A 25,969-nucleotide genomic window follows, 5' to 3' on the forward strand; every position below is an offset into this window, starting at 1 on the left:
CCGCCCTACCTTGCCTCTACAACAATAAAAAACCGTATGAGGCCCGCGATGCGTAATTCCACCTGCGCCCTGCTCCTGATCGTCTGCGTCGGCAGTTCCGTCAGCCTGTGTCAGTTGTTCAGAAACGAAGCCTATCGACCGAGCACTGCGCTCCTCGGTTGTTCGAGCACGGCGGTCAACTGCTACCCGCCGCTGGTGCGCAATCTGCTCCCATAAATCTGCCCCCATAAAAAAACACCGGCCTGCAAGCAGCGCCGGTGTTTTTTGTTATCTGCCGAGGATCAGGTCGGCAGGAAGCCGCGCGCCCGGGACAGGGTCAGCGCCAGGTCTTCGATCATGTCTTCCTGACCGCCAACGGTGCCACGCCGCCCCAACTCCACCAGCAGTTCGCGGGCGGCGACCAGGTACTTTTTCTCCGCACGTTTGGCAAACAGCAGGAACGAGCTGTAAACCCCGGCGTATCCCAGCGTCAGGGCATCGCGGTCGAGGCGGATCGGCTGGTCCATCATCGGCACGATCAGGTCTTCGGCGACGTCCATGATCCCGTACAGATTGACGCCGCTTTCAACGCCCATCCGCTCCAGCACCGCAACGAACACTTCCAGCGGCGTGTTGCCCGCACCGGCCCCAAGACCCGCCGCCGAACCGTCGATACGCGCTGCGCCCGCCTCGATCGCGGCCAGGGAGTTGGCAATCGACATGCCCAGGTTGTGGTGGCCGTGAAAGCCCACTTCGGTCGCAGCGTTCAAGCCTGCGCGCAACACGCCGATTTTCTCGCTGACCTCGTCCGGGAGCATGTAGCCCGCCGAGTCGGTGCAGTAAATGCAGTTGGCGCCATAACTCTCCATCAACCGCGCCTGTTCCAGCAGTTTTTCTGCGCTGACCATGTGGGCCATCATCAGGAAACCGACGGTGTCGAGACCCATTTTCGCGGACATGCCGATGTGCTGGCCGGAGACGTCGGCCTCGGTGCAGTGGGTGGCGACGCGAATGGTCGAAACCCCGTGTTCATGGGCCATGCGCAGATGATCGAGGGTACCGATGCCGGGCAACAGCAGCGCCGAGACTTTCGCCTGGCGCAGGCGCGGAATCACCGCCGAAAAGTATTCCTCGTCGCTGTGGGCCGGCATCCCGTAATTCAGCGACGCACCGCCCAGGCCGTCGCCATGGGTGATTTCGATCAGCGGCACGCCGGCTGCATCAAGGCCGGTGGCTACGGCGATCATCTGGTCCAGGCTGATCTGATGCTGTTTGGCGTGCATGCCGTCGCGCAGGCTCATGTCGTGCAGACGAACGCGTTTACCTTGCAGATTCATGGTCATTCTCCACTTAACGGGCGGGCAGTTGCAGGGCGCCCTTGTGGGCTTCTTCGGCGAACATTTCGGCGGTGCGCAGGCCGGCGGCGGTCATGATGTCGAGGTTGCCGGCGGACTTGGGCAGAAAATCCCCGAGGCCTTCCACCTCGATGAAAATCGACACCTTGCGGCCATCGAACACCGGGCCGTTGATCAACTTGTAGCCGGGCACATAACGCTGCACTTCCTCGACCATCTGCAGCACCGAGGCGCGAATCCGCTGCTGATCCGGCTCGTCGTCCGTCAGGCAATGAATGGTGTCGCGCATCATCAGCGGCGGCTCGGCCGGGTTGATGACGATAATCGCCTTGCCGCGACGGGCGCCGCCGATCTTCTCGACCGCGCCGGCCGTGGTCCGGGTGAACTCGTCGATGTTCTGCCGAGTGCCCGGCCCGACGGAGCCGGACGAAACCGTGGCGACAATCTCGCCGTAACTGACCGATTGCACCCGCGACACCGCCGCGACCATCGGGATGGTTGCCTGACCACCGCAGGTGACCATGTTGACGTTCATTGCCAGCGACGCCGCGTGTTCCTTGAGGTTGACCGGCGGCACGCAGAACGGGCCGATGGCCGCCGGCGTGAGGTCGATCATGATCACCCCGAGCTCGTTGAGCTTGCGGCTGTTCTGCTCGTGGACGTAGGCCGAGGTCGCATCGAAAGCGATGCGAATGTCATCGTCGAGCACATGAGGCAGCAGCCCGTCGACGCCGCCGGCGGTTGTTTTCACTCCCAGTTCACGGGCGCGCTTGAGGCCCTCGGACTCGGGGTCGACGCCGACCATCCACACGGGTTCGATCCATTCGGACCGACACATTTTCATCAGCAGGTCAGTGCCAATGTTTCCCGGGCCGATAATGGCCGCTCTGAGTTTCTTGTTCATCCGGTTAAACCCCACGGGTCAGGCGCAGAAAGACACCCGGGCAGAGCCCAGGCCATCGATGGTCAGAGAAAAGCGGTCGCCCGCACGGGCAGGCTCAAGCGGAACCAGAGAGCCTGAGAGAATGAGCTCCCCGGCCTTGAACGGAATGCCGAAGGCACCCAGGGTGTTGGCCAGCCACGCGACCGCCGTCAACGGGTTGCCCTGTACGGCCGAGCCCAGACCTTCGCTCAGCGGTTCGTCGTTCTTGAATACGCGCATGTGCAGATTCGGCAGGTCCAGCGCACGAGGGTCGGCTTGCACATCGCCGAGCACAAACACACCGCACGAGGCGTTATCGGCGACGGTGTCCTGAATGCGGATACGCCAGTCGTGGATCCGCGAGTCGACGATCTCGAAGCACGGCGTGACGTATTCGGTCACCGCCAGCACGTCGGCTTCGGTCACGCCGGGGCCGATCAGGTCGTGCTTGAGCCTGAACGCGATCTCGCCCTCGGCACGGGGCTGGATCAGCCGGTTGGCCGACAGGGAGATCTGCGCGTCATTGGCAAACGACATCTGCCGGGTGATGAAGCCGAAATCCGGCTGATGCACGTTGAGCATTCGCTGGACCGCTGCCGACGTCACGCCGATCTTCTTGCCGACGATTTGGTCACCGGCCGCGACCCGACGCTCGATGCAATAGAGCGAAACGTGGTAGGCGTCTTCGATACTGATCGACGGCCAGCGCTCGGTTAGCGGGGCCACGGTGTTGCCCTGCAACAGTGCCTGATACAACTCTTCGCCGAACTGGCGACGCAATGCCGCGCTCATCGCTGACCTTCCTGAAAGAAGAACAGGCATTCGCGATTGAACAGCTCGCGGTACTCGACCATCACCCAATGCCCGCACTCGCTGAGCAGCACAAACCGGATGTTCTGGCAGTGCTGCATCATCGTTTGCGCACCCGACACCGGGCAGAATTTATCGTCCATGCCCCAGAACCCAAGGATCTGGCACTGCAACTCCTTCAGGCGCTCGGTCATGTTCGGCACTTGCATGGTCGACAGCACGCAGACCGGTTGCTCGCGTACCACGGCGACCCGCTCATTGACCGTTTCGGCGCTGATCAACGATTCGTCGAACAATTGCAGGGTCAACAAACGGCGCATGCCGTCCGCGTCGTGCAGTTCGCCTCGGGCAAATGCCGCGCCCATTTTCTGGATGCCTTCCATCTGCAGGTAATACTGCTCCTTTTCCATCAGCCCGCCCGGCGCCATCAATACCAGTCGGCTGACCCGCTGCGGCTGGTCCAGGGCCAGTTTGATGGCGATGGCACCGCCCAATGAGTTGCCCACCAACACGCAGCGCTGGATATCCAGGGCATCGAGCAGACCGCTCAGGGCGGTGACGAAAAAGTCCAGGGTGTAGAGGGTGTCCGGCTTGTCGGACGCGCCATAACCCGGCAGGTCAGGCACGATGACGCGATAACCGGCAGTGACGAACAGCGGGTAGTTCTGTTTGAAATTGCTGTGGCCACTGGCCCCGGGCCCGCTGCCGTGGATGAACACCACCGTCTCGCCGCTGCCGGCGCCCTGCCCGCCGACGTCCAAGTAATGCAGCCGCAACCCCTGCGGCAGCGTAACGAAGTGCCCTTGCGCCATTGCGCTCATAAGGTGTGCTCCCGGCTATTGTTGTGCCCGGATTATTTGCGCAGGCCAGGCAGGCAACATCGTCCGACAGGACTAGCTGCCCTAGTCTTTTCGGACGTTGGCCGCCGGGGGCCGCACACCTAGCATCGAGGGCATTGATCTTTGACAGAACGAGGCTTTTCCATGATGGATGCGCTGGATTTTCGCGGCAAAGTGGTGCTGGTCACCGGGGGCGGCAAAGGGGCTGGTCGGGGCATCAGTCAGCGTTTTCTCGATGGCGGCGCCGAAGTGGTGATCTGCGGTCGCGAGGCCCCGGCGTCATCGCCGACCAGCGCAGGACGCGAGGCGGTTTTTCTGCCCTGCGATCTGCGTGATGTCGAGCAGTCGGGTCGGCTGATCGAAACCATCGTTGAGCGTTTTGGCCGGCTCGACGTGCTGATCAACAATGCCGGGGGCTCGCCCAATGCCGACGCCGCCAGCGCCTCGCCGCGCTTCAGCGAAGCGATCATTCGCCTGAACCTGTTGGCGCCGCTGAATCTCTCTCAGCAGGCCAATCGGGTGATGCAGGCGCAGGACGACGGCGGTGCAATCATCAATATCTGCAGCGTCAGCGCGGTTCGTCCGTCCCCGGGCACGGCAGCTTATGGTGCGGCCAAGGCCGGATTGTTGAACCTGACCCGCTCGCTGGCCGTGGAATGGGCGCCGAAAGTGCGGGTCAACGCGGTCACGGCCGGGCTGATCCTCACCGAACAGGCTGCTCTGCACTACGGCGATCAAGCGGGCCTTGCCCGTGTGGCGGCGACCATTCCGCTGCAACGCCTGGCGGCGCCGGAAGACATCGGCGACACCTGCCTGTACCTCGCCTCCCCTCTGGCGCGCTATGTCAGCGGCGCGGACATCACTGTGCACGGCGGTGGCGAACGCCCGGCGTTTCTCGACGCTGCCCAGTCCCATTGACCCTCGACTGATCCCGACAAAAAAAGGAAATCCAGCATGCCGGCGATTGCCTGCCACAGCGTTTTGCTCGAACTGTCTCCGCCCGCCGCCTGGGCCAAACTACGGGATCTGCGCCTGGCGCCCCACTATGTGCCGGGACTCACCGGCTGCCAGCTCCATCCCGGGCCGATCGAAGGGCTTGGCGCCAGTCGCCGGGTGTTTCGCAAGGGCGGTCAATGGCTGGATGAAAGCGTGGTGCAATGGCAGGACGGGGTCGGTTTTGTCCTGGTGCTGCACAAGGCGAGCGCCGGCGCGCCCTTCCCGTTTCGCGAAGCCAGCTTCAGTTATGCCTTGCAGCGCGAGGGTGAATTCAGCCGCATGACCACCCAGATGCACTACAGCCTGCGCGGTGGCAGGCTGATGGAAAAACTGCTGGGCAAGGCGTTCGACAAGGTCGTGCAGCAGATTGCCGAGAATCTCAAGGTCTATTACGAAAACGGCGTCGCGCGATAAATCCGGTTGCAGGCTGCGATGTTCCGCAGCCTGCAACCCAAATCAGGACTGCGGGCCGATATTGGCTTCGCTCCAATAGGCTTTCATCGAGCGGATCTTGCCGTCGTCATCGAACGCCATCACGTCGATCACATGCAGCGAACAAGGTTGTCCCGCCCACTGCATGTCGACCCGGAACGGCATCGCCCCACACCCGTTCAACGTCGCACGCACCGGGCCGGTCAACGTGGCCGACACCTTGCTCGTGCCCAGGCCCTGGCGGTAGAAACGCTCGATATCCGCGAGGCCCTGAATGGGCGGCTGACCGACCGGGTCCTCAACCGTCGCATCCTCACCGTACAGCGCAAGAATCCCGTCGATGTCGCCGGCGTCCACCAATTCTACGTAGCGGGCCATGGTGGTTTGAATCTGCTGCGCGCTGATCATTCAGACCACCTCGAACAGTGCTGCAGCGCCCATGCCGCCGCCGATGCACATGCTCACCACGACGTAACGCAAACCACGGCGCTGACCTTCGATCAAGGCGTGGCCGACCATCCGCGCACCGGACATGCCGAACGGATGCCCCAGCGCAATCGCCCCGCCGTTGACGTTCAACCGCTCCTGAGGAATGCCCAGCGTGTCGCGGCAATACAGCACCTGACAGGCAAACGCTTCGTTCAGCTCCCACAGGCCGATGTGATCCATGGTCAGGCCCTGACGCTTGAGCAGCTTCGGAATGGCGTAGATCGGGCCAATGCCCATTTCATCGGAGTTGCAACCCGCGACGGCCATCCCACGATAAATCCCCAAGGGCTCCAGCCCGCGTTTCTCGGCCAGTTTGGCGCTCATCAACACCGAGGCCGATGCGCCGTCGGACAGCTGCGAGGCGTTACCGGCGGTGATGAAACGGCCCTTCTCGGTCCATTCGCCGCCGGCCCAGACCGGTTCCAGTGCGGCGAGATTTTCGCGGGTGGTGTCGACGCGGTTGCACTCGTCGCGTTGCAGGCTGAGGGTTTCGAGGCGGGTTTCGCCCGTGGCCTTGTCAAAAATTGCCTTGCGGCTGGTCATCGGCGCCAGTTCCCGGTCGAACAACCCGGCACTCTGGGCCAGCGCGGTACGTACCTGACTCTGGTAGCTGTACTCGTCCTGTTCCTCGCGGCTGATGCCGTAGCGGGCGGCGACGATCTCGGCGGTTTCAATCATCGGAATGTAAGCGTGCGGATCGCGTTCGAGCACCGCCCCGGACTGGTTGCGATAGAGGTTCTTGTGCTTGTTCTGCACCAGCGAAATCGATTCCAGGCCACCGGCCACCGCGATGTCGATTTCGTCGCACATGATGCTTTTGGCGGCCATGGCGATGCTCATCAGCCCCGAGGAACATTGGCGTTCGACGGCCATGCCCGACACGGAAAACGGTAAACCGGCGGCAATCGCGCACTGTCGGCCGAGGTTATAGGACTGCGTGCCCTGCTGCGCCGCCGCGCCGATGATCACGTCGTCCACTTCACCGGGCTCGATGCCGGCCCGGCGCACGGCTTCGCGCACCACATGGCCACCGAGCAGCGGCGCTTCGGTGTCGTTGAATGCACCGCGAAAGGCTTTGCCGATCGGGGTACGGGCGGTCGAAACGATGACGGCTTCTTTCATGCGGGACTCCTCGAAAGTGCTGCTGAATCTTGCGGGTAGTAGCGGCTGATGGTGTCGACCACACAGCCGGGGCGCTCTTCGCCGTCGATCTCGACGCTGACGCGGATGGTCGCCTGGATGCCGCCCTTGACCTCGTCGACGGCCATCAACTGCGCACGACCGCGCACACGGGCGCCCACCGGCACCACCGTGGGGAAACGCACGCGCTCGCAGCCATAGTTGACGCCCATGGCGATGCCGCGAACCTCGACGATCTGCGGCAGAAACAGGTTGACCAGCGACAGGCTCAGGTAACCGTGGGCGATGCAGCCGCCAAAGGGTCCGCTGGCGGCCTTGAGCGGATCGACGTGAATCCACTGATGATCGCCCGTGGCATCCGCGAACTGATTGATCCGGTCTTGCGCCAGCAACAGCCAGTCGCTGACACCCAGCTCTTCTCCCACTGCATCGCGCAGGGCGAAAGGCGTGTCGAAAATACGCGGCATGTCACGCCCTCTGGCTGGAGACCGACAACACTTCGCCGGTCATGTAGGAGCTGTAGTCGCTGGCCAGGAACATCATCACATTGGCCACTTCCCAGACTTCGGCGGCGCGGCCGAAGGCTTCGTTGGCCGTCAGTTGATCGAGTACGGCCTGCGGCGCGGATTTGCGCAGGAAATCGTGCAAGGCAATGCTCGGGCTCACCGCGTTGATGCGGATCCCGTAGTCGGCGGCCTCGACCGCTGCGCAGCGGGTCAACGCCATGACTCCGGCCTTGGCAGCGGCGTAGTGCGCCTGCTCTTTCTGCGCTCGCCAGCCGAGCACCGACGCGTTGTTGACGATGACCCCGGCGCGGCGCTCCATCATCTTCGGCAGCATGGCGCGGGTCATGCGCATGGTGCCGGTCAGCGTCACATCGAGAACCCGGTTCCATTGTTCATCGGTCATCTCCACCAGCAACGCCGAACCGCCGAGACCGGCGTTATTGATCAGCACATCGACGCCTTCGAGGTCGCGCTCGGCGCAGGCGATCAGCTGTTGCACCTGGGCTTCGTCGGCAACGTTGCAGACTTGCCCGAAAACTTGCTGCAGGCCGCTGGCTTCGCGGATTTTCAACACCGCTTCGGCCAGACGCCCTTCATGGATATCGCTGATCATCAAGGCGCGACAGCCCTCCTCGGCAGCTCGCAGTGCGGCGGAAAAACCGATACCGGCGCCGGCCGCTGCGGTGATCAGTACAGACTTGCCACGCAGCAGGCCGTGGCCTGCAACATAGTGAGGAACAGACATGGGAACTCCTTGATCACACAGAAAGGCGTGGCTCTTTGGGCATGCCCAGGGCACGCTCGGCGATGATGTTGCGCTGGATCTCGTTGCTGCCGCCGTAGAGGGTGTCGGCGCGGCTGAACAGGTAAAGCGATTGCAGACGCGTGAGCTGGTAAGGCGCGGCTTCGAGCAGTTCGGCGTCGGCGCCGAGGACGTCCATCGCCAGCTTGCCGAGGCTGGCGTGCCACGTGGACCAGAACAGCTTGTAGATGGTGGCTTCCTTGCGCAGCGAACCGTCCTGCGCCCCCGACAGCATGCGCAGCGAGTTGTAGCGCATGATCCGCAGACCGCTCCAGGCCTGGGCCAGACGCTGGCGCAGGACCGGATCGCGCGCGGCGCCATTGGCCCGGGCGATGCCGATGATCTCGTTCAACTCATTGTGAAACTGCATCTGCTGGCCGAGCGTCGACACCCCGCGCTCGAAACCGAGCAGCGCCATGGCGATCTTCCAGCCCTCGCCGGGCAAGCCGACGATGTTCGCTGCATCAGTACGAGCGTCGTCGAAAAACACTTCATTGAATTCCGAGGTGCCGGTCAGTTGCTCGATCGGCCGCACCGTGATTTCGGCCTGCGCCATCGGCACCAGCAGGAATGACAGACCGCGATGGCCGACACTGCCGGGCTCGGTGCGGGCCAGCACAAAACACCAGTCCGATTCATGGGCCAGTGAGGTCCAGACTTTTTGCCCGTTGATGACCCAACTGCTGCCGTCCTGATCCAGTGTGGCCCGGGTCTTGACGTTGGCGAGGTCCGACCCGGCGCCCGGTTCTGAATAGCCTTGGCACCAGAACGCCGTGCCGTTGACGATGCCCGGCAAAAAGTGCTGTTGCTGTTCGGCGCTGCCGAAAGCGGCGATGGTCGGGCCGGCCAAGCCTTCGCCGATATGGCCCATGCGTCCCGGGCCGCCAGCGCGGGCGTACTCTTCGTGGAAAATCACTTGCTGGCTGATCGACAGGCCACGGCCACCGTGCTCCGGGGCCCAGCCCACGCAGGTCCAGCCGCCCTCGGCGAGTTTGCGTTCCCAGGCTTTGCGCTCCTCGGGGAACATGTGTTCATCGCCGGGGCCGCCACGAAAACGCAGGGCTTCGAACTCACCGCTGAGGTTGACGCGCAACCAGTCGGCCACTTCCTGACGGAAGTGCTCATCGTGTTCGCTGAAACTGATTTTCATGGCTGCTCCCCCAGAATCGCCTCGGCGATACGCTCCAGATGCCAGGCCGGCAGCCCGAGAAAACTCTCGCTGGCGCGGGCGCGTTTGAAATAGAGGTGCACGTCGTATTCCCAGGTGAACCCGACCCCGCCGTGTAATTGAATGGCTTCCGAGGCGCAGTGAAAGAAGGTGTCCGAACACTGCGCCTTGGCCAGCGCAGCCGCCGTCAGCAACTCGCCGGCCACCTGCGAATCGCCTTCGGGATCGAGTACTTCCTGGGCGACGCAGGCCGCGTAATAACTGGCCGAACGCGCACATTCCACTTGCAGCATCATGTCGGCGGCACGGTGTTTGAGTGCTTGGAAACTGGCGATCGGTCGGCCGAACTGCTGGCGCTCCTGCATGTAGGCAACGCTCAGATCCAGCACCTGTTGCGCGCCACCGGTCTGTTCGCAGGCCAGGGCGATGCAGGCCAGTTGCAGTGCGCGCTCAAGGTGCGGCCAGCCCTTGCCGAACTCGCCGAGCAGGCATTGAGCGTCGAGGTACACGCCGTTGAGTCGAATCCGTGCCTGACGGCGGGTCTGGTCCATGGTCGGCAACATCTGCCGGTCGATCCCGGGTTGATCGGCGTCTACAGCGAACAGGCTGATGCCTTCCTCGCCAACAGATCCGGGCAGCCGCGCAGCGATGATCAGCAGGTCAGCGCCATGCCCGTCGAGCACGTGATTGAAGGTGCCGTTGAGCACAAAACCGTCGCCCTCCTTCACCACCGTGGCCTGCACGTCTTCGGCGGCCCGGCCGTTGGCACTGCTGAACGCCAACGCTGCGGTGACGCGGCCATCGGCAATCAACGGCAGCCAGCGCTGCTTTTGTTGATCGTCAGCGGCCAGCATCAGCGCCGGAGTAGCCATGCAGGCAGTTGCAAAGAAAGGGGAACACAGCAAGCGCCGGCCCATCTGTTCCAGCAGAATCCCCAACTCAACAAAACCGAGCCCCAGACCGCCATAGGCTTCGGGAATATGAATCGCGGGCCAGTACATCTCGCTGCACAGACGCTGCCACAGCGCCTCGTCGAAACCCCGTTCACTGATCATCGCCGCGCGCACGGCGGCAGAATCCGAGACATCTGCCAGAAAACTTTCGGCCGATTCACGGATCATTTCCTGTTCGTCGCTGAATGCAAACTCCATCGCGGCGCCTTCTACTCGTCTGGCGGAGCACCCGTAAAGTGGTGCTCCTTTGAGTAGCAAGTCTGGTCCGGGCGGTGCGCGACAGAATCGTCAGGCTTGCCTAGTCCGAATGGAGGTTGTCGAAAGATTTGAACAAATCGGCTTTCATTCGGATCTTTCTTTCAGTGTGTACTTACAAGCTTAAAGATAACTAACCCAGCAAATCGCTCAACTATCGAGAACACTTATAGCCGGCCGCAATAACTCAAATAACAAAAAATAATGCCACATAGCCACCACCTAAGTAGCTTGCTAATCAAACCAGTTGAAACAGTTTCTCATTACGCTGAAAAAACAATATTTAAACTACATCAATTAAATTTCTCATCGCCTTGAATAGATTGGAGAACTTTTCGAATAACGGCTGACACCCTGCCACACGCCAACACCCACTAAACACCTCCTGAAAAAGCCCCTCTCTCAATCGACTTGCAAAACCACAACAACCGTCTAGGTTCATGAATATCTTCAAAGGCACGATCAACTGAACAATAAAAACAGCCTACCTGGCCGGAGATTTCATTCCCCTGAAATAATTCAGACTCTGCTTTAGTTGCTGAACGGAACTCAGTCATAACCATTCAAGAGGGATGCTTGATGAAGCACAGCCGTTGGTATCGTGCGCTCTCGAAAAAGGCGCCAGCCGAACATTTTTGGCTGTCACTGTTTTGCTTTGCGGGTCTTGTGATCGCCAGCTTCGTGTTGTTCGAACAGCAGATCCAGGACTTCCTCACTCATCTCGACCTGTACCTTCCGTCTTCCCCCACCCAGCAACTCAACCTGGCGCTTTTGCTGATCGCCCTGTTGGCGCTGGACGTTGTGCTGCCCGTACCTTCCAGCGTGGTCGCGCTTCTGGCCGTGGCCATGCTGGGCAGTGTCGGCGGTTATCTGGTGATTTTCATTGGCCTGTGTCTGGGTGCCGGGTTGGGTTATGCATTGGGGGCCGGTTATTTCCGTATGCTGTCCAGTCGCCTCGGTCTGCATCAGCGCAAGCCTGGGCAACTGGCGTATCGGCTGGGTACGCTGTCGTTGATCTGCCTGCGCGGCGTGCCGGTATTGGCTGAAACCTCTGTGGTGGCGGCCGGCATGCAACGCTATCCGCTACGGGCGTTTCTGCTGGTGACTACCCTGGCCAACGCCGGTCTGGCACTGGCCTACAGCGCCATCGGCACGTTCCTCGTCGAAGAGAACGCGCTGCTGGTGACCATCCTCGCCAGCATGGTGTTGCCGGGGCTTTTCATCGCCGGCTACAGCCTGTTCAAGACCTTGCGCAAACGCGGCGCCGAGCAAGCACTGCGCGGGCGTTTCGAGGTCAGTTACGACTACCCGGTGGTGTTCACCGATCACCTGTTCGATCCGCTCAACCCTTGTCTGCATCAACAACTCACCGCCCGGCAAAACGGCCGGGTGACGGTGATGGTGTTCGCCGATGAACAACTGCTGAAAAGCGCGCCGCAACTGCTGGAACAGATCGATAGTTACTTTGCCGCCCATGCCGCGGACCTGCATTTGCAGGCGCCGCCGATTGCCGTTCCAGCCGGGGAGCTGAGCAAGGATTCACAGGTGTTGCAGCAGCTCTACACTGACATGCTGAAACATGGACTGGACCGGCATTGTTATGTCCTGGCCCTTGGCGGCGGTGCGGTACTGGATTCCGTGGGCTACGCCTGCGCTACCTTCCACCGTGGCATCCGGCTGATCCGCGTGCCAAGCACCGTGCTGGCCCAGAACGACGCCGGCATCGGGGTGAAAAACGGCATCAATGCCTTCGGCCAGAAAAATCTGCTCGGGGCCTTCTACCCTGCCACGGCCGTGATCAATGACTTCCAGTTGTTGACCAGCCTGACCCGCCGCGACCAGATCGCCGGGCTGGCCGAGGCGGTAAAAGTCGCGCTGATCAAGGACCAGGCGTTCTTCGAATGGATGGAGCAACAGGCCGACGCCCTCGCCCGCTTCGATCACCCGGCCAGCCGTTATGCGATTCGCCGCTGCGCCGAACTGCACCTGGCGCACATCACCGGCGCCGGCGATCCCTTTGAGCGCGGCAACGGGCGGCCTCTGGATTACGGGCACTGGGCCGCGCACAAACTGGAAAACCTCAGCCATCACCGGTTGCGCCATGGCGAAGCGGTCGCGGTGGGCATGGCCCTCGACGGGCTCTACGCCAATGCCCTCGGGCTGTTGAGCGATGTCGACAGTGAGCGGGTGATGAGTCTGTTGACCAAGCTCGGTTTCAACCTGTGCCCGCCGGAACTGACCCTCAAAGATGCGCAAGGTCGCTCACCGGTGTTGCTCGGGCTGGAGGAGTTCCGCCAACACCTCGGCGGACAACTCTCGATCCCGATGCTCAGCGGAATCGGCCAGTCGGTGGACCTGCATGAAATCGACGACGCGCAAATGGAACAGGCGCTGCAAAAGTTGTCCGCCCGCATCGCTCCGGCTTTCGACCTGAGCGAGGGCTTTGCGAAATGAGCCAGACCCCGCAAAGCCTCAAAACCTGGTTGACGCTTGGCCGTGTCTCCAACCTGCCCACGGTGTGGACCAACACCCTGGCCGCCGCCCTGCTGGCCAGCAGCGCCGGGGCCCTGGCGCCGCCCTCGTGGCTGGTATGGATTCTGCTGCTGTTCACCCTCTCGCTGCTGTATCTGGCCGGCATGTTGCTCAACGATCTGCTGGACGCCGACTGGGACCAGCAACACCACAATCCCCGGCCCATCACCCTGGGTCTGGTGAGCCGCCAGCAAGTGCGTCTCGCCACCGTGTTGTTGCTGACACTGGCGGCCGCCTCGGTGCTGGGCCTGAGCCAATTGATCGATCAGCCGCATTGGTTGCTGGCCAGCGTCACTCTGTTGGTGGGCTGCATCATCGGCTACAACGTGCTGCACAAAAAATACGCCCACAGCGTCTGGTTGATGGGCGCCTGCCGCTCGGCGCTGTACCTCACGGCGGCGGCCAGTCTGGCGGTGCTACCGGAGCCGATCTGGCTCTGTGCGATGTTGCTGGGCGTTTATATCAGCGGGCTGACCTACCTGGCCCGCAATGAGCACAACAATGAGTTGCTCAGTCGCTTGCCCCTGATCCTGATGCTGAGCCCGCTTGCGTTGGCGATCTACTCCGACAACCTGTGGTTCTGGCCGGTACTGCTGCTCTGGCTCGGCTGGCTGGGCTGGCACTACTGGCGAAACTTGGCCAACCCGCAGCATCGAAAGGTCCGCGCTTTTATCGGCGCCGGCCTGGCAGCGCTGCCACTGTTCGATGCGTTGGTGATGGCCGTGGCCAACCAGCCGTTGGGCAGCCTGCTGTGTGTCCTGGTGTTTTTCCTGCTCCCACACTTTCAGCGCTGGATCAAACCGACATGAACATGGACGTCACTGCGCCGCCAACGGCGGCCCTCGGCATGCGCCACGATTGCCTCGCCGAACACCTTCAGGTCTTGACCCGGCAACTCAATGACACCGAGCTGCACTGGTGGCGTCAGGCACAGGCGCAACTGGCCCGGCAGCCGGACGCCAATACTGCGGCGCTCTTGAGCGGCCAGTGCAAGCGGCATCTGCGTGACCGTGCACTGCCCGACAACCACTGGAGCCTGATCCAACTGGCTCGCGCGTTGTTGCTGGCGCAGGTCCTTGAACTGTCCTCTGAGGACGGACAATTGTCCCTGCTGCGCCAGCTTTTTCTCTGGGGCGACGATCAGGAAAAGATCGCCACCCTCAAAGCCTTCGACTGGCTCGACAGCCACGGGGTGTGCGTCGAACTGGCGTTGCAGGCCGGACGTACCAGCAACAGCCAGGTGTTTGCCGCCCTCGCCCTCGACACCCTTTACCCGTCGCGTCATTACCCGGAACGGGCCTTCCACCAACTGGTGCTGAAAGCGCTGGGCATGGGGCTCGATGTCCGGCGCCTGATCGGTCTGCCGCAGCGACGCAGCGTCACCCTCAATCAATTGGCCCTCGACCTGCTGGAAGAACAGCTCGCCGCTGATCGAACCGTGTCCACCGGATTGCCCCTGGCGATTGCCTTCGACCAGCTCAGCCAGGCGCAACGCCAGCGACTGATCGACCTGAACCAACAGCAACGCTTGCCGCCGGAATGGCGAAGCCATCTGAACTGATGCCCAACGATTCCTTTCCCTTGACGAGGATTCACCATGCCCAAGTACTTCGATCCGCATATTCATATGGTCAGCCGCACCACCGACGACTACCAGAACATGGCCGCGGCCGGCATCACCGGAGTGATCGAACCGGCCTTCTGGCAGGGCCAGGCCAGGACCAGCGTCGGCAGCTTCATCGATTACTTCGACACCCTGCTGGGCTGGGAGCGCTTTCGCGCCAGCATGTTCGGCATCCATCACTTCTGCACCATCGGCCTCAATCCCAAGGAGGCCAATGATTTGTCGGTGGCCAACGAGGTGCTGGAGATTCTGCCGCGGTATCTGGTGAAGGACGGCGTCGTCGCAGTCGGCGAAATCGGCTACGACGACATCACGCCCGAGGAAGACCGCTTTCTCGCCGCGCAACTGGAACTGGCCAGACAGTTCAACCTGCCGGTGCTGGTACACACGCCGCACCGCGACAAGATCGGCGGCACCAAACGCACCCTGGCGGTGATTCGCGAGGTGGGAATCAATGAGAACCTGGTGATCATCGACCATCTCAATGAACTGACCCTGCCGTTGGTACTCGACAGCGACTGCTGGCGCGGTCACTCGATCTACCCCAACACCAAAATGTCGGAACAGCGCATGGTCGCCCTGCTCCAGCAGTACGGCACCGAAAAAATGGTGGTCAACAGCGCCGCCGACTGGGGCATCAGCGACCCGCTCAAAGTACCGAAAACCGGTCAGGCGATGTTGGCGGCCGGCTTCAGCGAGGCTCAGGTCGAGCAAGTGCTGTTCCACAACCCGGTGGATTTTTTCGCCCAGAGCGGTCAACTGGACAAAACCCTGATCAGCACCCCGCTGCCCATCGATCAGCGTCGGCAGTGGCAGGAAAACTCCGCCCTGCGGGGCCAGGAACCGGTGATCAAATGAATGCCGGCATGGGCTGGACGCCCGGGCAGATCGGCTATTGCAGCAATGTGCACCCGACCCGCGACTTGGCCGGGTTGCAGTCTTCGATCGAGCAGCACTTTCAGGGCGTGCGGACCCTGCGCGGGCTGCCGACGCAGGACAGCGGGCTGTGGATCAGCGCCCTCGCCGAGTCCAAGTTGCAGCAGAAAGCGGCGCGTTCGGCGTTCCTCAGCCTGCTGCAACACAGCGGGCTGCGGCTGACGTCGCTGAACGGGTTTCCCTACGGTCAGTTTCATGACCGTGCAGTGAAAGCCGAGGTCTACCTGCCGAGCTGGGCCGAGCCGAAACGCCTGGCGTACAGCCTCAATCTGGCGCACATCCTCGCGCAGGCCTTGCCGCCGGATTGTCATCAGGGCGTGATTTCCAGCGTGCCGCTGGGCTATGCCGCCACCTGGAATCCAACGCTGCAACAACGGGCCGAGTATCAACTTCGCGAACTCACGGCTTCACTGGCCCAGCTGCATCGGGAAACCGGCAAGAAGATCGTGTTCTGCCTGGAAATGGAACCGGACTGCGTGCTGGAAACCACTGACCAGGCCATCGCCTTCTTCCGTCGCTGGCAAACCACGGACCCGAACCATGCCTATCTGGCGCTGTGTTTTGATGTCTGCCACCAGGCGGTGATGTTCGAAGACTGCTATCAGTCGCTGGAAAAGCTGCGTCAGGCGCGGGTGCCCATTGGCAAGATCCAGCTGTCCAACGCCTTGATCTGTCGTCTGCCTTGCGATGACGACAAGCGCCGCGAACAGGTCCTCAAGACCTTGAGCGACTTCTGCGAAACCACCTACCTGCATCAAGTGAAGGCGCGCGATGCACTGGGTCAGCTGCAGGCCTGGGCGGATCTGCCCGCGGCCCTCGTCGAATGCGCCAAACACCCGCAGCGATACCCCGAGCTGAGGATTCATTTCCATATCCCGTTGTTCAGCGAACAGCTGTTGTTGCCCGAACTGAGCGGCAGCCAGATCGCCCTGTCGCAGACCTTCGATTTTCTCGCCAGCCATGAGGATTTCAGGCCGGTGCTGGAAGTGGAAACCTACAGTTGGGGCGTCCTGCCCGCGCAACTGCGGCCGACGACAGAGTCCGCCCAGCTTCAAGGAATTGCCGCAGAGCTGAAATGGGTCGAGGACCAGTTGCGGCAACGGCAATTGCTGCAACCACAAGCGCAGGAGGCGTACGCCGATGCGCTCTGATCATGCACGTCAACCGCTGCTGCTGATCAATGTGGTCGGGCTGACGCCATCGCTGCTGGGTGACGCGACGCCGCACATCAATGCCCTGCTGAAAACCGCCAAAATGGCCAGCCTGCAACCGATGTTTCCGGCCGTCACGTCGTCGGTGCAGGCTTCGATCCTTACCGGGCGTCCACCGTCCGAGCACGGCATCGTCGGCAATGGCTGGTATTTTCGCGATCAGGCCGAAGTGCGTTTCTGGCTGCAACCCAACGCGCTGATCCAGGGTGAAAAGGTCTGGGAGACGCTCAAGCGCGAGTTGCCAGGGTTTCGCTGCAGCCAGTTGTTCTGGTGGTTCAACATGTACGCGGACGTGGATGCCGCTATCACCCCGCGCCCTCACTACCCGGCCGATGGCCGCAAGATGTTCGGTCTGTATTCGTCACCGGCTTCGTTGCACGAAACGATCGAACGGCAGATTGGCGAGTTTCCCTTTCCGGGTTTCTGGGGCCCGGCGGCGGGCATTGCATCGAGCCGCTGGATCGTCGATTGCGCCATCGCCGAATTTCAGATTGATCAGCCCGACCTGCAATTGATCTACCTGCCGCACCTCGATTACAGCCTTCAGCGTGTCGGCCCCGATCATCCGTCGATTGCCGACGAGGTTCGGGCCATCGACCAGGAAGTCGGTCGTCTACTGACCTTCGCCGAGGAACAGGGCGCGGCGGTAATGCTGCTGTCGGAATACGGGATCGAAGCGGTCAATCAATCGGTTTCGATCAACCGCCTGTTGCGTTCGGAAGGTTTGCTGGAGGTGCGCCAATCGCTGACCTGGGAATTGCTCGATCCCGGTGCCAGTGCGGCGTTTGCCGTGGCCGATCATCAGATCGCGCATGTCTACGTGAAACGGGCCCAGGACATCCCCCGCGTCAAAGCGCTGTTGCAGCGCCAGCCCGGCATCGAGCAGGTGCTGGACAAGGCCGAACAGCGGGCGTTTCAGCTGGATCACCCGCGCAGCGGCGAGCTGGTGGCCGTGGCCGCAGCCGGTTACTGGTTCGATTACTACTACTGGTTCGATGATCGCAAGGCGCCCGACTTTGCCCGCACCGTCGACATCCACCGCAAGCCGGGCTACGACCCGCTGGAACTGTTCATCGACCCGGCCATTCGCTTCCCGAAACTGCGAGTCGCGCGGCGCCTGCTGCAGAAGAAACTCGGCTTTCGCTACTACATGGACCTGATTCCACTGGACACCGGACTGGTCCGTGGCAGTCACGGTCGCCTGCCCGAGCGCGAGGAAACCGGCCCGCTGCTCATCACCAATTGCGATCTGCCATTGCCGCAAACCCTTGCGGCAACGGCAGTGAAACAACTGCTCCTTCAGCATTTTCTGGGGCACTCATACACCCACTCGGCCAATGCCAAGGAGCTTCCATGCGGCGAGCCATTTCTATAACTGTTCTCAGTGCACTGGCCGGTTTGGCTCAGGCACAGGACACCACCCCTTTCGATTGCAGCCAGTTCCTGAAGTTTGGGAATGACATCCCCACGACCAAAGCAGCGTTCGAAAAGAACCCCGAGACCATGGCCTGGAACTGGTTCGTCTGTCTGAACCAATTCAGCCCCACCCAGGCCAGCAACCGGGTGTGGGAAACCATGAAGCCTTCGGACCAGGTTTACCTGCCCGATGGCGCTGCGCCCGGCGCCTACGCCAGTCCCGTGCCGCCTCCGACCGAGGTGATAACACAGGCCCGAACGCTGGGGATGGACCTGAACCGGACCTTCCACAACATCAATGCCACCCAACAGGTCGATGGCCTGGCGCTGCACATGGGCGGTGCCGTACCCGCGTCACAGAAAGGCAACCCCGTGCGTTTTCAACTGCTGATGGGTCAGGACACCTTCGATTACATCGTGCAGCGTCAGGTCTACAACATGAACGGTCAGGCAGCCCTGGCCGGTGACCTGCACTTCCCGGCCACCTCGTGGGAGTTGAAGGCGGCGTGGCTCTGGATCGGTTCGGACACGACCTATCGCCAAACCCTGGCCAACGACGGTTACTACATTGGCCAGGCCTACTTCCAGAAGGACGACGGCACCTATCAGGTCGGTTATGCGGCGTTGAGCGGGCTGCACGTGGTCAACAAACTGGATGACAACTGGGTCTGGACCACCTTCGAAAACATCAACAACAGCAAATACACCGTGACCAACGCGCCGACACCGACGCCGATGACCAACACCACCGGGCCGACCCCGGCCGCCAAACCGGTGAACGTCAGCTTCCAGGCCAGCAACCCGACGCTGTCGAAGTACGAACTGATCGGGGTCGAGTACCAGCCCGTCACTCAGGTGCTGGCCAACTCGCAGCTGGAATCGGCGTTCCAGAACACCTCGTCCTGCCTGGCCTGCCATGGCACCGCCGCCTACTCGAACGACAAGGGCTACTTCAATTTCGCCCTCAAGCAAGGTGGCGGCATCGTCTACCCGACCACTCCGCTGCCGGCCTCCGACTTCGCAGGCTACAAAAAACTGGACTTTGTCTGGTCGCTGAAACGCGCCCAGTGGCAACGCTAAGGAGCATGACATGAGCGTATTGAACTTCCCCCGCATCTACCTCAACGGCCATATGTTCTGGAACCCGCCGACGGCCAACAACAACGATGTGCTGCCGCTCTATGACGCGGTGAAGATGGATATCAACTGGCCGTTTACCAGCTACTACGACATCACGCAGGAGAACGCGCCCACCACCCTGATGCCCTGGATCATTTCACCCGTGCAGCAGAATGATCTGCCGCCCTATGTGCAGCAGGTTCCGACCAACGGAAGCCCAAACACCTTCCCGTTCATACCCGCCGAATGGGACCTGTTTGGCGACAACGCCTGCGGGACGGTGAGTTACCAGAGTACCCGCTCGACCATTATTGGCGGCGAGTTGCAGGCCAACACCTACATTGCTCAGGACGCGCTGGTCGGCAGGGACTTCCAGCTGCTCGGCAATCCCTTTGGCAGTCAGAGCCCGACGGCCGCCCGCTTCGTCGATATCAGCCCGTGGCAGAACACCTTCACGGCGCTGTACTTCGACAAGCTGCAGCTGGGGGATGCCACCTGTGGCCTGACCCTGAACCGTCAATACCGGATGCTCGACCGCTTCCTGACGTTCAATTGGGCCGGTGACTTTGGCGGTCTGGCGTATGTCACCACCACCTGGCAGACCTGTTTTCCCCGGGACAATCTGGAATGGGTCATTGGCGATTCCGTCCTGCTGAGCAATCTCCAGCAACAGATGGAGGCTCAAAACGCTCAGGGCCTGATGTTCAGGTTCGCCACGTACCTCACCTGTTACGACAGGAACGGTGTGTTCAACGACTTCCCGTACATCAACACCCGCAACAATGACCCATCGGCGCTGGCCCGTATGACAGCGATGTATCAAAAGGGGCTGGACAACGTTTCCGATATTTTCTTCAACCCCGCCTACAACCGTACCGTAGCGACCCTGGGTCTGTGGTTCGACCACGAATACCCCACGGCGCCCGCCGGCCCGCGCCTGGTCACCGACCAGAAGATCATGGTCACTCGCCCCGGCATGTCTCAGCCGACAAGCACCAATCTGGGTGTGACATCGGCGCAGATCACCAACAACACGCTGTCGCTGGATCTGGCGAACACGTTTCCGTTCTATCCGCTGGACAAGAACGCCGATGTCCTGACTGCCGAGAAGTTCCAGGCCGGCGACTATAAGCTGGGCGTATCGCAGAACGGGAATTTCGTGCCGGTGGTCGACATCGGTTTCGATCAGTACCAACAGTCGGCATTCGACAAGCGCTCGGGCCTGCTGGATATCCCTCTCAACGCCACGCAAACGGCCACCTTGCAATCCGGTCCGCTGGAGTTGCAGCAACAGAACTCGACAGGATCCGTGAAGGCCGCCGTTCAGCAAGTCTGGACCGCCGAGGTGGTAGAAAGCGGCACCTTCGTCGACGTGAACGATCGCAAGACGCTGAACATCATGGTGCAGAAAAATGGTCAACCGGCCGCCAACACCACGCTCTGGGTGGTGGAATACGGCAACCCTTACAACGTGACCACCAGCGACTATTACCTGACGTTCAGAAACAACCCCGACTTCACGCTGTTCTACGACAACGCAGACCGCAACAAAAACACCGCCCACCTGCCACAGTTCAAGGGCGCGGCGCCTGTAGCGAACTACCTGGCCACCGGCAGCGGTCGTCGACTGGTCAATCTGGAAACCAAAGACAAACCGGTGGGCGTTCCGGTCAGTTATCAGTCATTCATGAATGGACCGAGCAAACCGATCACGGTCCCCCTGACCCCTTGCCTGGAGTTCGACGCCGGCGTCTACGTCAGTGGAACGCTGGATAACGATCAGACGGTGGAGTACTCCTACGTCGCCACCACCACCGACGCCAACGGCATCGCCCAGGTGAGTTTCAAGGCTCTGGCTCCGGGCTTCCCTACGCTGCGCTTCATCGTCAAGGAAGGCACCAGCGACCCGGTCATCCCGTTCAGCTTCGCGCTCAACAAGGCTCAGATCGACTTCCTCACCCCACTACGTGTCCTGCCTCTGGACATGCAGTTGCAACAGGACTTCGTCAATTACTGGAACGACATCTACAAGGACAAGAATGCGCCCGAAGCGATCTGGGATGACTTCATCTACCCAAGGGTGCTCAAGACCTTCTACTACCTGTACCCGATCATGAACAAGTTCATGCCGCTCAACTCCCGCACGCGGGTGGAAGGCGCTGTCGATCAGTTGATCCGGCTGATCAGCAAGGAGTACCAGGAAGAAAGCACCCTCGCGATGCCCATCACCCGCGACCTGTCGCAAAGCCGGCGCGCCGTGCTGGAGTTGTGGGCGCAGAAACTGGTCAAGCGCAACTTCCCGCCCATGCCACTCCATATGAGTGATTACGACAACCTCTGACCCACGCTGCTCAATCAGGAAAGATGAGCCACTGCGGGAGTTCGCTCCCGCCGTGCGCTTTGCCAAGGAGTGACCCATGAAAGTCAGCCTCTTGAATCGTCTGTTGCTGCTGATCCTGCTGTTCAGTCCGCCTGTATTTGCCCAGGACACCGGCGCCGTGTACTTCACCATGGGGGTGCACAACACCGAAGGGTGTAATGAGCAGAACGGCAACTGCATCGCCACGCGTCTTCCCGGCGAGCCCTCCGATCCGTTCTTCCCGGCGTTCTGGATCAGCAACTGGACCATGTACCGGGTGATGCACAACTACGAAAAGAACCCGCCGCCCTACAGCAACCCACCTTCGACCCTGACGCCTGCGGACTACACCGTCTCTCGCGGAACCAGCTACTACGACACCACGTACATCCCACCGGATGGCGACGGCTTCGGCGCGATGATGGAGCACTACGAGAAATACTGTTTGCCGATCTTCCCGATCAAGAACAACAACTACACCTGCTCGTTCGTGTCCCTGGGCAACAAGGCGTACTTCCTGACCTACCCGCAAGACCGCCCGAAAGACATGCCGGCCTGCTGCATGTTCTCTCCGATGAATCATCCGCCACGGCAGGACTTCATCGAACACCTGCCCTACAGCGCCGAGCGCAGTAAAAACCTCAACGGCAGCGTGCAGGCTTATGCCCTGGATCTCGATTCGCCGCAAGGTCCGATCCTGTTCGGCTATGCCTTCTACAAAAAAATGTCGGGACAACCGCCCTACCGGCCGCCGCAATCGTTCTTCTTTTCCGGCGATAGCAGCGTCGCCAACGCGCCGATCGTCAGCCAGAACTACACCGACTTTCACATCGCCAAACCGGACCCGGCAAAGACCTGGGCGCAGGTCGCCGCCATGTGCCCGTCGAACCCGCCGCCCTGCCAGTTGTTCGAGCCACCGGAATCGCAGAGCAATGGCCACAAGGCGCAGTGGAACAAACTCATGCAGCGTAAACCGTGATCAACGACGAAGGATCGCCATGAAAACCACATTCCGTTATTCCGTGATATTGCTGGGTCTGGCCAGCCTGCCGGTGCTGGCCAGGGAACAAGCCATGACATCGACGCAGGCCAGCCAGTTGAACTGCCAGCCGCCCAGTACTGCACCGGCCGCTACGGCCGGACAGGATCAGTTCGATCAGTACAGCTGGCAGATGTTCATCGCCTTGAGCTGGCCGGCAAAGAACGGGCAGCGCGGCAATCCCGACTGCACCAAACAGCCCGGTGCGGCCGGCTACACCGTCTGGCAGACCTACAAGACCGTTGGTGAAATCTTTCTGCCGAACGCCCGCAATCCGGGGCCGTGGAATTCCCCGCAAATCGCAAAAAGCTTCAACATCATCAACATCGCCTCGTTGAAAAACAGCGCTCAGGTGAACGCCGTCGATCAGGCGGTCGGCGGCTGGTTGATCGATCAGGCCCGGAACCCGACCTACTACGACATCTCGGCCAACGAGACTTCGTACAACTACATCGTGGGCAACAACTTCTATAACGCCGACGTCGTTTCCAAAGCCAACAACATCCAATTCCCCTGGGGCGTCATCGAGATCAAATCGAGCTGGCGCATTCTCACGCCTCGTGACAACGCCCGCCGTTACCTGACCATGATCGCGCGCGTGGCCAGGTTCAATGACCAAGGCGAGAAGATCGGGGTCAGCGAGGCGTTTCTGGGGTTGGTGGGTCTGCACATCATCACCAAGGCGAACGGTTATCCGCAGTGGATCTGGTCGACCTTCGAACAGGTCGATAACGTTCCGCCGAAGGTGCAGGTGAACGGTCAGTGGGTCGATCAGCCCGCGTCTGGCACGGCCTATTCCTACTTCAACGCTGCTGCGCCCGCCGCGACGCTCAACCAGTCGCCGTGCGACTGGCAGACTCAGGGCCCGCACCAGGTCTGCGTGCCCAAACCCGGCACCACGTTCCAGACCCCGAATCCGCTGAACCGGGTCACCCCGATCGCCGACATCACCAACCAGATCAACGCCAGTTACCAGGCCGACCCGGGGTTGCAAAAAAGCGTGTTGAAGTACTACCAGCTCATCACCACCCAGCGCCCGCTGATGCCTGACAACCCCGGCAACCCGCTGGGTCAGCCGACGCCGGCACTGTCGGCCAACGTGACCATGGAAAGCTACATCCAGCCCAACAGCAGCTGCATGAACTGTCACTCCATGGCGACACCAGTCAAGAGTCCTTACAAGTCCGATTACTCCTATCTGTTCAAATTCGCCAATTCGCCGCTCGGCAAAACCATCAAGGACGGGAAATAAATCATGAGCATCCTCAATGGCCCGCGACTGAATTTCTGGGGTGGTATCCGCACGGATGTCAGCCTGCCAAACAATTCACCCACCATTCCTTATAACGGCGATGACAACTGGCCGATCTTCGACCTGACCACCTCGACCCTCGCAGCGGGGGCCCAGTCTTACACCGACGATCAGTTGAACAACATGATCAATGCGCCCACGGGCGACTACTACACCGCCGGCGGCTGGAATCATTACGGGCAGCATGTCGTCGACATGCAAAACGCGCTGATCAGTTCCCAGGGCAGCCCCGGCAGCGTCAGTACCACCGGGGATATGGTGGGCCAGCCGGTCTATCTGCTGGGTTCTGTGGACCCGGTGACCGGACAAGGGCCGGTATCGGGCCCGATGATGGTGGATCTCGACCCCACCTCGACCACCACCACCCAGATATTTGTCGGTGGTCTGCAAATCGGTGGCAGTAACAACATCCAATTGCTGATTCGCGCCAATACGGTTTGCAGCAGTCTGGATCTCGGCATGCGGGTGCTGCAGCCACGGCCGAGTGAGATGGATTCACCCGGCTCTTGCCGTATCAGTGGCACCTTCCAGCTGACCTTTCCTCTGAGCAGTATTGTCAGCTGGAACCAGAACAGCAGCGGTTTGCGATCGATCATCCAGGCACCGGGTGCCACCGGTATCGTCCTGCGCTTCGTGATGTTCGAAATGTGCCCGACGATGACCACGCCTCAGCTGCAAGCCGATTATGCCGCCGGCAGAGACACCCCGAACCCGAGCATTGGCCGGGTCATCGGCACATTGGCTCCGGCGTTCGCCAATGAGCCGCTGAACTGTCAGGCGGGCCGTCAGATTGTCAATCAGGACACTGGCGGCACCGGCTACGCAGACCTGAGCAGCCCGGCAATGCTGAGCGTCGACATGGTCAACATCATTCCGAAAGAGACGTTCAGAGTCGTCAGGGATGACATCACCAGCCCTATCGGACCTAACGGGAATTACGGTCCTGTGACCCTGGCAGCCGGTGAGACCACCCTGACTACACTCGATCCGACCAGCAGTCCCCTGCTCGATTATTACGTGTATGGCGGCATTGTCGATGTGCCTCTCAATACAACTCAGCAGTCTGCGGTCAGATCCTCAGCGCTGGCCATCAACGCCCCCGGCACGGTCGCCGGGACTACGTTGCAGGCAACAGAGTCCGTCTATCGGATCTATGCCGATCAACGCAGTGTCTATACCGAGGACTACCCACAGGGCCTGTCGATTACGCTGCAGGTCCGGTATCTGGGTGCTGCGGTGACCAGGACAACTGAAATCGATCTCACCGCCGCGCCCTCGGGACCGTATTACACGCAACAGCGGTACTGCGACTTCCTTTATTTCCCCCCGGCGTTGACGGTGAGCCCCGGTCAATTGGCCGTCACTTTCTCCGTCAACGTAAAACCCGCAGCAGCTCCCTTCGCCGGTTTCGTCGCCCTGACCTACACCGTCAACGGTCAGGAAAGCGGCACGTATTTCACCAACTTCCGCAAATACGCCCAGACCGACTTCGGCATCCCCAGGGGCACCACCATCACCTGGCAACTGATGTATCCGAACGTCCTGCGCTTTCACTACCTGGCATTCCCGGCCATGTCTCGCTACATCCCGCTGAACCAGCCCGACGCGATCATGGGCGCGAAGAACCCGATCCTCGCGCGGACCTCGGATGCCTACAAAGGCACCACGCTGTTCATGCCGGTGGTGCGGTCGATGTCGCCCTGTCAGCGGGCACTGCTGCGAGCCTATCTCACGGGTGAACCGTGGCAACCGCCGCAGTAATCGCGTCCATCAGC

At 61.1% G+C, this 25,969-nt stretch carries 24 protein-coding genes; 14 read left to right on the forward strand and 10 right to left on the reverse strand.

Annotated elements, in window-relative coordinates:
- The first annotated feature begins 48 nt into the window (after positions 1–48).
- A complete protein-coding gene (locus AC1RMX_RS05760; RefSeq protein ID WP_176504869.1) occupies positions 49–216 on the forward strand; it encodes a hypothetical protein in 168 nt (55 codons plus the stop codon).
- A 65-nt stretch (positions 217–281) separates the two neighbouring features.
- Here AC1RMX_RS05760 and dmpG read toward each other — a convergent pair whose 3' ends face one another.
- Genes dmpG through AC1RMX_RS05780 form a run of 4 tightly spaced genes read right to left on the reverse strand, consistent with a single transcriptional unit; the run spans position 282 to position 3,887 of the window.
- On the reverse strand, positions 282–1,316 hold the full coding sequence (gene dmpG / locus AC1RMX_RS05765) for a 4-hydroxy-2-oxovalerate aldolase (RefSeq protein ID WP_096821416.1): 1,035 nt from the start codon (positions 1,314–1,316) through the stop codon (positions 282–284).
- A 13-nt stretch (positions 1,317–1,329) separates the two neighbouring features.
- Positions 1,330–2,238, reverse strand: coding sequence for an acetaldehyde dehydrogenase (acetylating) (locus AC1RMX_RS05770; protein ID WP_114883154.1), 909 nt, complete (start codon positions 2,236–2,238; stop codon positions 1,330–1,332).
- Positions 2,239–2,256: 18 nt separating this feature from the next.
- Positions 2,257–3,048 (reverse strand): fumarylacetoacetate hydrolase family protein, encoded by a 792-nt coding sequence (locus AC1RMX_RS05775; protein ID WP_493070963.1) that lies wholly within the window; start codon positions 3,046–3,048, stop codon positions 2,257–2,259.
- Entirely contained in the window at positions 3,045–3,887 is an 843-nt protein-coding gene (locus tag AC1RMX_RS05780; RefSeq protein ID WP_493070964.1) for an alpha/beta fold hydrolase, read from the reverse strand. The genes AC1RMX_RS05775 and AC1RMX_RS05780 overlap by 4 nt, the downstream gene beginning before the upstream one ends.
- Before the next feature lie 162 nt (positions 3,888–4,049).
- Between AC1RMX_RS05780 and AC1RMX_RS05785 the strand changes: the two genes are divergently transcribed.
- Together AC1RMX_RS05785 and AC1RMX_RS05790 are read left to right on the forward strand one after the other, a co-directional pair.
- Complete coding sequence (locus AC1RMX_RS05785; protein ID WP_493070965.1) at positions 4,050–4,823, forward strand: SDR family oxidoreductase; 774 nt, start codon at positions 4,050–4,052, stop codon at positions 4,821–4,823.
- A gap of 36 nt (positions 4,824–4,859) precedes the next feature.
- On the forward strand, positions 4,860–5,315 hold the full coding sequence (locus tag AC1RMX_RS05790) for an SRPBCC family protein (RefSeq protein ID WP_493070966.1): 456 nt from the start codon (positions 4,860–4,862) through the stop codon (positions 5,313–5,315).
- Between the two features lie 42 nt (positions 5,316–5,357).
- Here the strand turns inward: AC1RMX_RS05790 and AC1RMX_RS05795 are convergent, their stop codons facing one another.
- The 6 genes from AC1RMX_RS05795 to AC1RMX_RS05820 are packed head-to-tail and all read right to left on the reverse strand — an operon-like array spanning position 5,358 to position 10,589.
- The gene (locus tag AC1RMX_RS05795) at positions 5,358–5,741 is read right to left on the reverse strand and encodes a steroid Delta-isomerase (RefSeq protein ID WP_493070967.1); all 384 of its coding nucleotides are present in this window, start codon (positions 5,739–5,741) and stop codon (positions 5,358–5,360) included.
- Positions 5,742–6,944: an acetyl-CoA C-acyltransferase gene (locus tag AC1RMX_RS05800; RefSeq protein ID WP_493070968.1), complete on the reverse strand. Its 1,203-nt coding sequence runs from the start codon at positions 6,942–6,944 to the stop codon at positions 5,742–5,744.
- A complete protein-coding gene (locus AC1RMX_RS05805; RefSeq protein ID WP_096821424.1) occupies positions 6,941–7,429 on the reverse strand; it encodes a MaoC family dehydratase in 489 nt (162 codons plus the stop codon). Before AC1RMX_RS05805 ends, AC1RMX_RS05800 begins: the two co-directional genes overlap by 4 nt.
- Before the next feature lies 1 nt (position 7,430).
- Positions 7,431–8,213 carry an SDR family oxidoreductase gene (locus tag AC1RMX_RS05810; RefSeq protein WP_493070969.1) on the reverse strand — a complete coding sequence of 261 codons (783 nt, stop codon included), beginning with the start codon at positions 8,211–8,213 and terminating at the stop codon, positions 7,431–7,433.
- A 13-nt stretch (positions 8,214–8,226) separates the two neighbouring features.
- A complete protein-coding gene (locus tag AC1RMX_RS05815) occupies positions 8,227–9,420 on the reverse strand; it encodes an acyl-CoA dehydrogenase family protein (RefSeq protein ID WP_493070970.1) in 1,194 nt (397 codons plus the stop codon).
- A complete protein-coding gene (locus tag AC1RMX_RS05820; protein ID WP_493070972.1) occupies positions 9,417–10,589 on the reverse strand; it encodes an acyl-CoA dehydrogenase family protein in 1,173 nt (390 codons plus the stop codon). The genes AC1RMX_RS05815 and AC1RMX_RS05820 overlap by 4 nt, the downstream gene beginning before the upstream one ends.
- A gap of 636 nt (positions 10,590–11,225) precedes the next feature.
- On the opposite strand from AC1RMX_RS05820, the gene AC1RMX_RS05825 reads away from it, so the two are divergent.
- From AC1RMX_RS05825 to AC1RMX_RS05875, 11 genes are all read left to right on the forward strand, one after another.
- Positions 11,226–13,100 (forward strand): 3-dehydroquinate synthase, encoded by a 1,875-nt coding sequence (locus tag AC1RMX_RS05825; protein ID WP_493070974.1) that lies wholly within the window; start codon positions 11,226–11,228, stop codon positions 13,098–13,100.
- A complete protein-coding gene (locus AC1RMX_RS05830) occupies positions 13,097–13,987 on the forward strand; it encodes a UbiA family prenyltransferase (RefSeq protein WP_493070976.1) in 891 nt (296 codons plus the stop codon). The genes AC1RMX_RS05825 and AC1RMX_RS05830 overlap by 4 nt, the downstream gene beginning before the upstream one ends.
- A complete protein-coding gene (locus AC1RMX_RS05835) occupies positions 13,984–14,739 on the forward strand; it encodes an EboA domain-containing protein (RefSeq protein WP_493070978.1) in 756 nt (251 codons plus the stop codon). Before AC1RMX_RS05830 ends, AC1RMX_RS05835 begins: the two co-directional genes overlap by 4 nt.
- A 36-nt stretch (positions 14,740–14,775) precedes the next feature.
- Positions 14,776–15,660, forward strand: a complete 885-nt coding sequence (locus tag AC1RMX_RS05840) for a TatD family hydrolase (protein ID WP_096821431.1) — start codon at positions 14,776–14,778, stop codon at positions 15,658–15,660.
- On the forward strand, positions 15,657–16,889 hold the full coding sequence (gene eboE / locus AC1RMX_RS05845) for a metabolite traffic protein EboE (protein WP_493070980.1): 1,233 nt from the start codon (positions 15,657–15,659) through the stop codon (positions 16,887–16,889). The genes AC1RMX_RS05840 and eboE overlap by 4 nt, the downstream gene beginning before the upstream one ends.
- On the forward strand, positions 16,879–18,324 hold the full coding sequence (locus AC1RMX_RS05850) for an alkaline phosphatase family protein (protein WP_493070982.1): 1,446 nt from the start codon (positions 16,879–16,881) through the stop codon (positions 18,322–18,324). The genes eboE and AC1RMX_RS05850 overlap by 11 nt, the downstream gene beginning before the upstream one ends.
- Positions 18,303–19,445: a hypothetical protein gene (locus AC1RMX_RS05855; RefSeq protein ID WP_493070984.1), complete on the forward strand. Its 1,143-nt coding sequence runs from the start codon at positions 18,303–18,305 to the stop codon at positions 19,443–19,445. The genes AC1RMX_RS05850 and AC1RMX_RS05855 overlap by 22 nt, the downstream gene beginning before the upstream one ends.
- A gap of 10 nt (positions 19,446–19,455) precedes the next feature.
- Positions 19,456–21,825: a hypothetical protein gene (locus AC1RMX_RS05860; protein WP_493070986.1), complete on the forward strand. Its 2,370-nt coding sequence runs from the start codon at positions 19,456–19,458 to the stop codon at positions 21,823–21,825.
- A 76-nt stretch (positions 21,826–21,901) separates the two neighbouring features.
- Complete coding sequence (locus AC1RMX_RS05865; protein WP_096821436.1) at positions 21,902–22,822, forward strand: hypothetical protein; 921 nt, start codon at positions 21,902–21,904, stop codon at positions 22,820–22,822.
- 19 nt (positions 22,823–22,841) lie between these two features.
- Positions 22,842–24,134 (forward strand): hypothetical protein, encoded by a 1,293-nt coding sequence (locus AC1RMX_RS05870; protein WP_096821437.1) that lies wholly within the window; start codon positions 22,842–22,844, stop codon positions 24,132–24,134.
- A 3-nt stretch (positions 24,135–24,137) separates the two neighbouring features.
- Positions 24,138–25,955 (forward strand): hypothetical protein, encoded by a 1,818-nt coding sequence (locus tag AC1RMX_RS05875; RefSeq protein ID WP_493070988.1) that lies wholly within the window; start codon positions 24,138–24,140, stop codon positions 25,953–25,955.
- Positions 25,956–25,969: the final 14 nt, after the last annotated feature.

It is taken from the genome of Pseudomonas sp. GW822-FHT03F04 (assembly GCF_058801405.1).

Excerpts from the sequence above, each read along its gene's own strand:
- AC1RMX_RS05785 (WP_493070965.1), top strand. The coding sequence starts at position 4,050 with ATGATGGATGCGCTGGATTTTCGCGGCAAAGTGGTGCTGGTCACCGGG.
- AC1RMX_RS05855 (WP_493070984.1), top strand. The coding sequence starts at position 18,303 with ATGCGGCGAGCCATTTCTATAACTGTTCTCAGTGCACTGGCCGGTTTG.
- AC1RMX_RS05760 (WP_176504869.1), top strand. The coding sequence starts at position 49 with ATGCGTAATTCCACCTGCGCCCTGCTCCTGATCGTCTGCGTCGGCAGT.
- AC1RMX_RS05775 (WP_493070963.1), bottom strand. The coding sequence starts at position 3,048 with ATGAGCGCGGCATTGCGTCGCCAGTTCGGCGAAGAGTTGTATCAGGCA.
- AC1RMX_RS05840 (WP_096821431.1), top strand. The coding sequence starts at position 14,776 with ATGCCCAAGTACTTCGATCCGCATATTCATATGGTCAGCCGCACCACC.
- AC1RMX_RS05810 (WP_493070969.1), bottom strand. The coding sequence starts at position 8,213 with ATGTCTGTTCCTCACTATGTTGCAGGCCACGGCCTGCTGCGTGGCAAG.
- AC1RMX_RS05835 (WP_493070978.1), top strand. The coding sequence starts at position 13,984 with ATGAACATGGACGTCACTGCGCCGCCAACGGCGGCCCTCGGCATGCGC.
- eboE (WP_493070980.1), top strand. The coding sequence starts at position 15,657 with ATGAATGCCGGCATGGGCTGGACGCCCGGGCAGATCGGCTATTGCAGC.
- AC1RMX_RS05800 (WP_493070968.1), bottom strand. The coding sequence starts at position 6,944 with ATGAAAGAAGCCGTCATCGTTTCGACCGCCCGTACCCCGATCGGCAAA.
- AC1RMX_RS05820 (WP_493070972.1), bottom strand. The coding sequence starts at position 10,589 with ATGGAGTTTGCATTCAGCGACGAACAGGAAATGATCCGTGAATCGGCC.
- AC1RMX_RS05780 (WP_493070964.1), bottom strand. The coding sequence starts at position 3,887 with ATGAGCGCAATGGCGCAAGGGCACTTCGTTACGCTGCCGCAGGGGTTG.
- AC1RMX_RS05790 (WP_493070966.1), top strand. The coding sequence starts at position 4,860 with ATGCCGGCGATTGCCTGCCACAGCGTTTTGCTCGAACTGTCTCCGCCC.
- dmpG (WP_096821416.1), bottom strand. The coding sequence starts at position 1,316 with ATGAATCTGCAAGGTAAACGCGTTCGTCTGCACGACATGAGCCTGCGC.
- AC1RMX_RS05830 (WP_493070976.1), top strand. The coding sequence starts at position 13,097 with ATGAGCCAGACCCCGCAAAGCCTCAAAACCTGGTTGACGCTTGGCCGT.
- AC1RMX_RS05860 (WP_493070986.1), top strand. The coding sequence starts at position 19,456 with ATGAGCGTATTGAACTTCCCCCGCATCTACCTCAACGGCCATATGTTC.
- AC1RMX_RS05805 (WP_096821424.1), bottom strand. The coding sequence starts at position 7,429 with ATGCCGCGTATTTTCGACACGCCTTTCGCCCTGCGCGATGCAGTGGGA.
- AC1RMX_RS05865 (WP_096821436.1), top strand. The coding sequence starts at position 21,902 with ATGAAAGTCAGCCTCTTGAATCGTCTGTTGCTGCTGATCCTGCTGTTC.
- AC1RMX_RS05770 (WP_114883154.1), bottom strand. The coding sequence starts at position 2,238 with ATGAACAAGAAACTCAGAGCGGCCATTATCGGCCCGGGAAACATTGGC.
- AC1RMX_RS05795 (WP_493070967.1), bottom strand. The coding sequence starts at position 5,741 with ATGATCAGCGCGCAGCAGATTCAAACCACCATGGCCCGCTACGTAGAA.
- AC1RMX_RS05850 (WP_493070982.1), top strand. The coding sequence starts at position 16,879 with ATGCGCTCTGATCATGCACGTCAACCGCTGCTGCTGATCAATGTGGTC.
- AC1RMX_RS05825 (WP_493070974.1), top strand. The coding sequence starts at position 11,226 with ATGAAGCACAGCCGTTGGTATCGTGCGCTCTCGAAAAAGGCGCCAGCC.
- AC1RMX_RS05815 (WP_493070970.1), bottom strand. The coding sequence starts at position 9,420 with ATGAAAATCAGTTTCAGCGAACACGATGAGCACTTCCGTCAGGAAGTG.
- AC1RMX_RS05875 (WP_493070988.1), top strand. The coding sequence starts at position 24,138 with ATGAGCATCCTCAATGGCCCGCGACTGAATTTCTGGGGTGGTATCCGC.
- AC1RMX_RS05870 (WP_096821437.1), top strand. The coding sequence starts at position 22,842 with ATGAAAACCACATTCCGTTATTCCGTGATATTGCTGGGTCTGGCCAGC.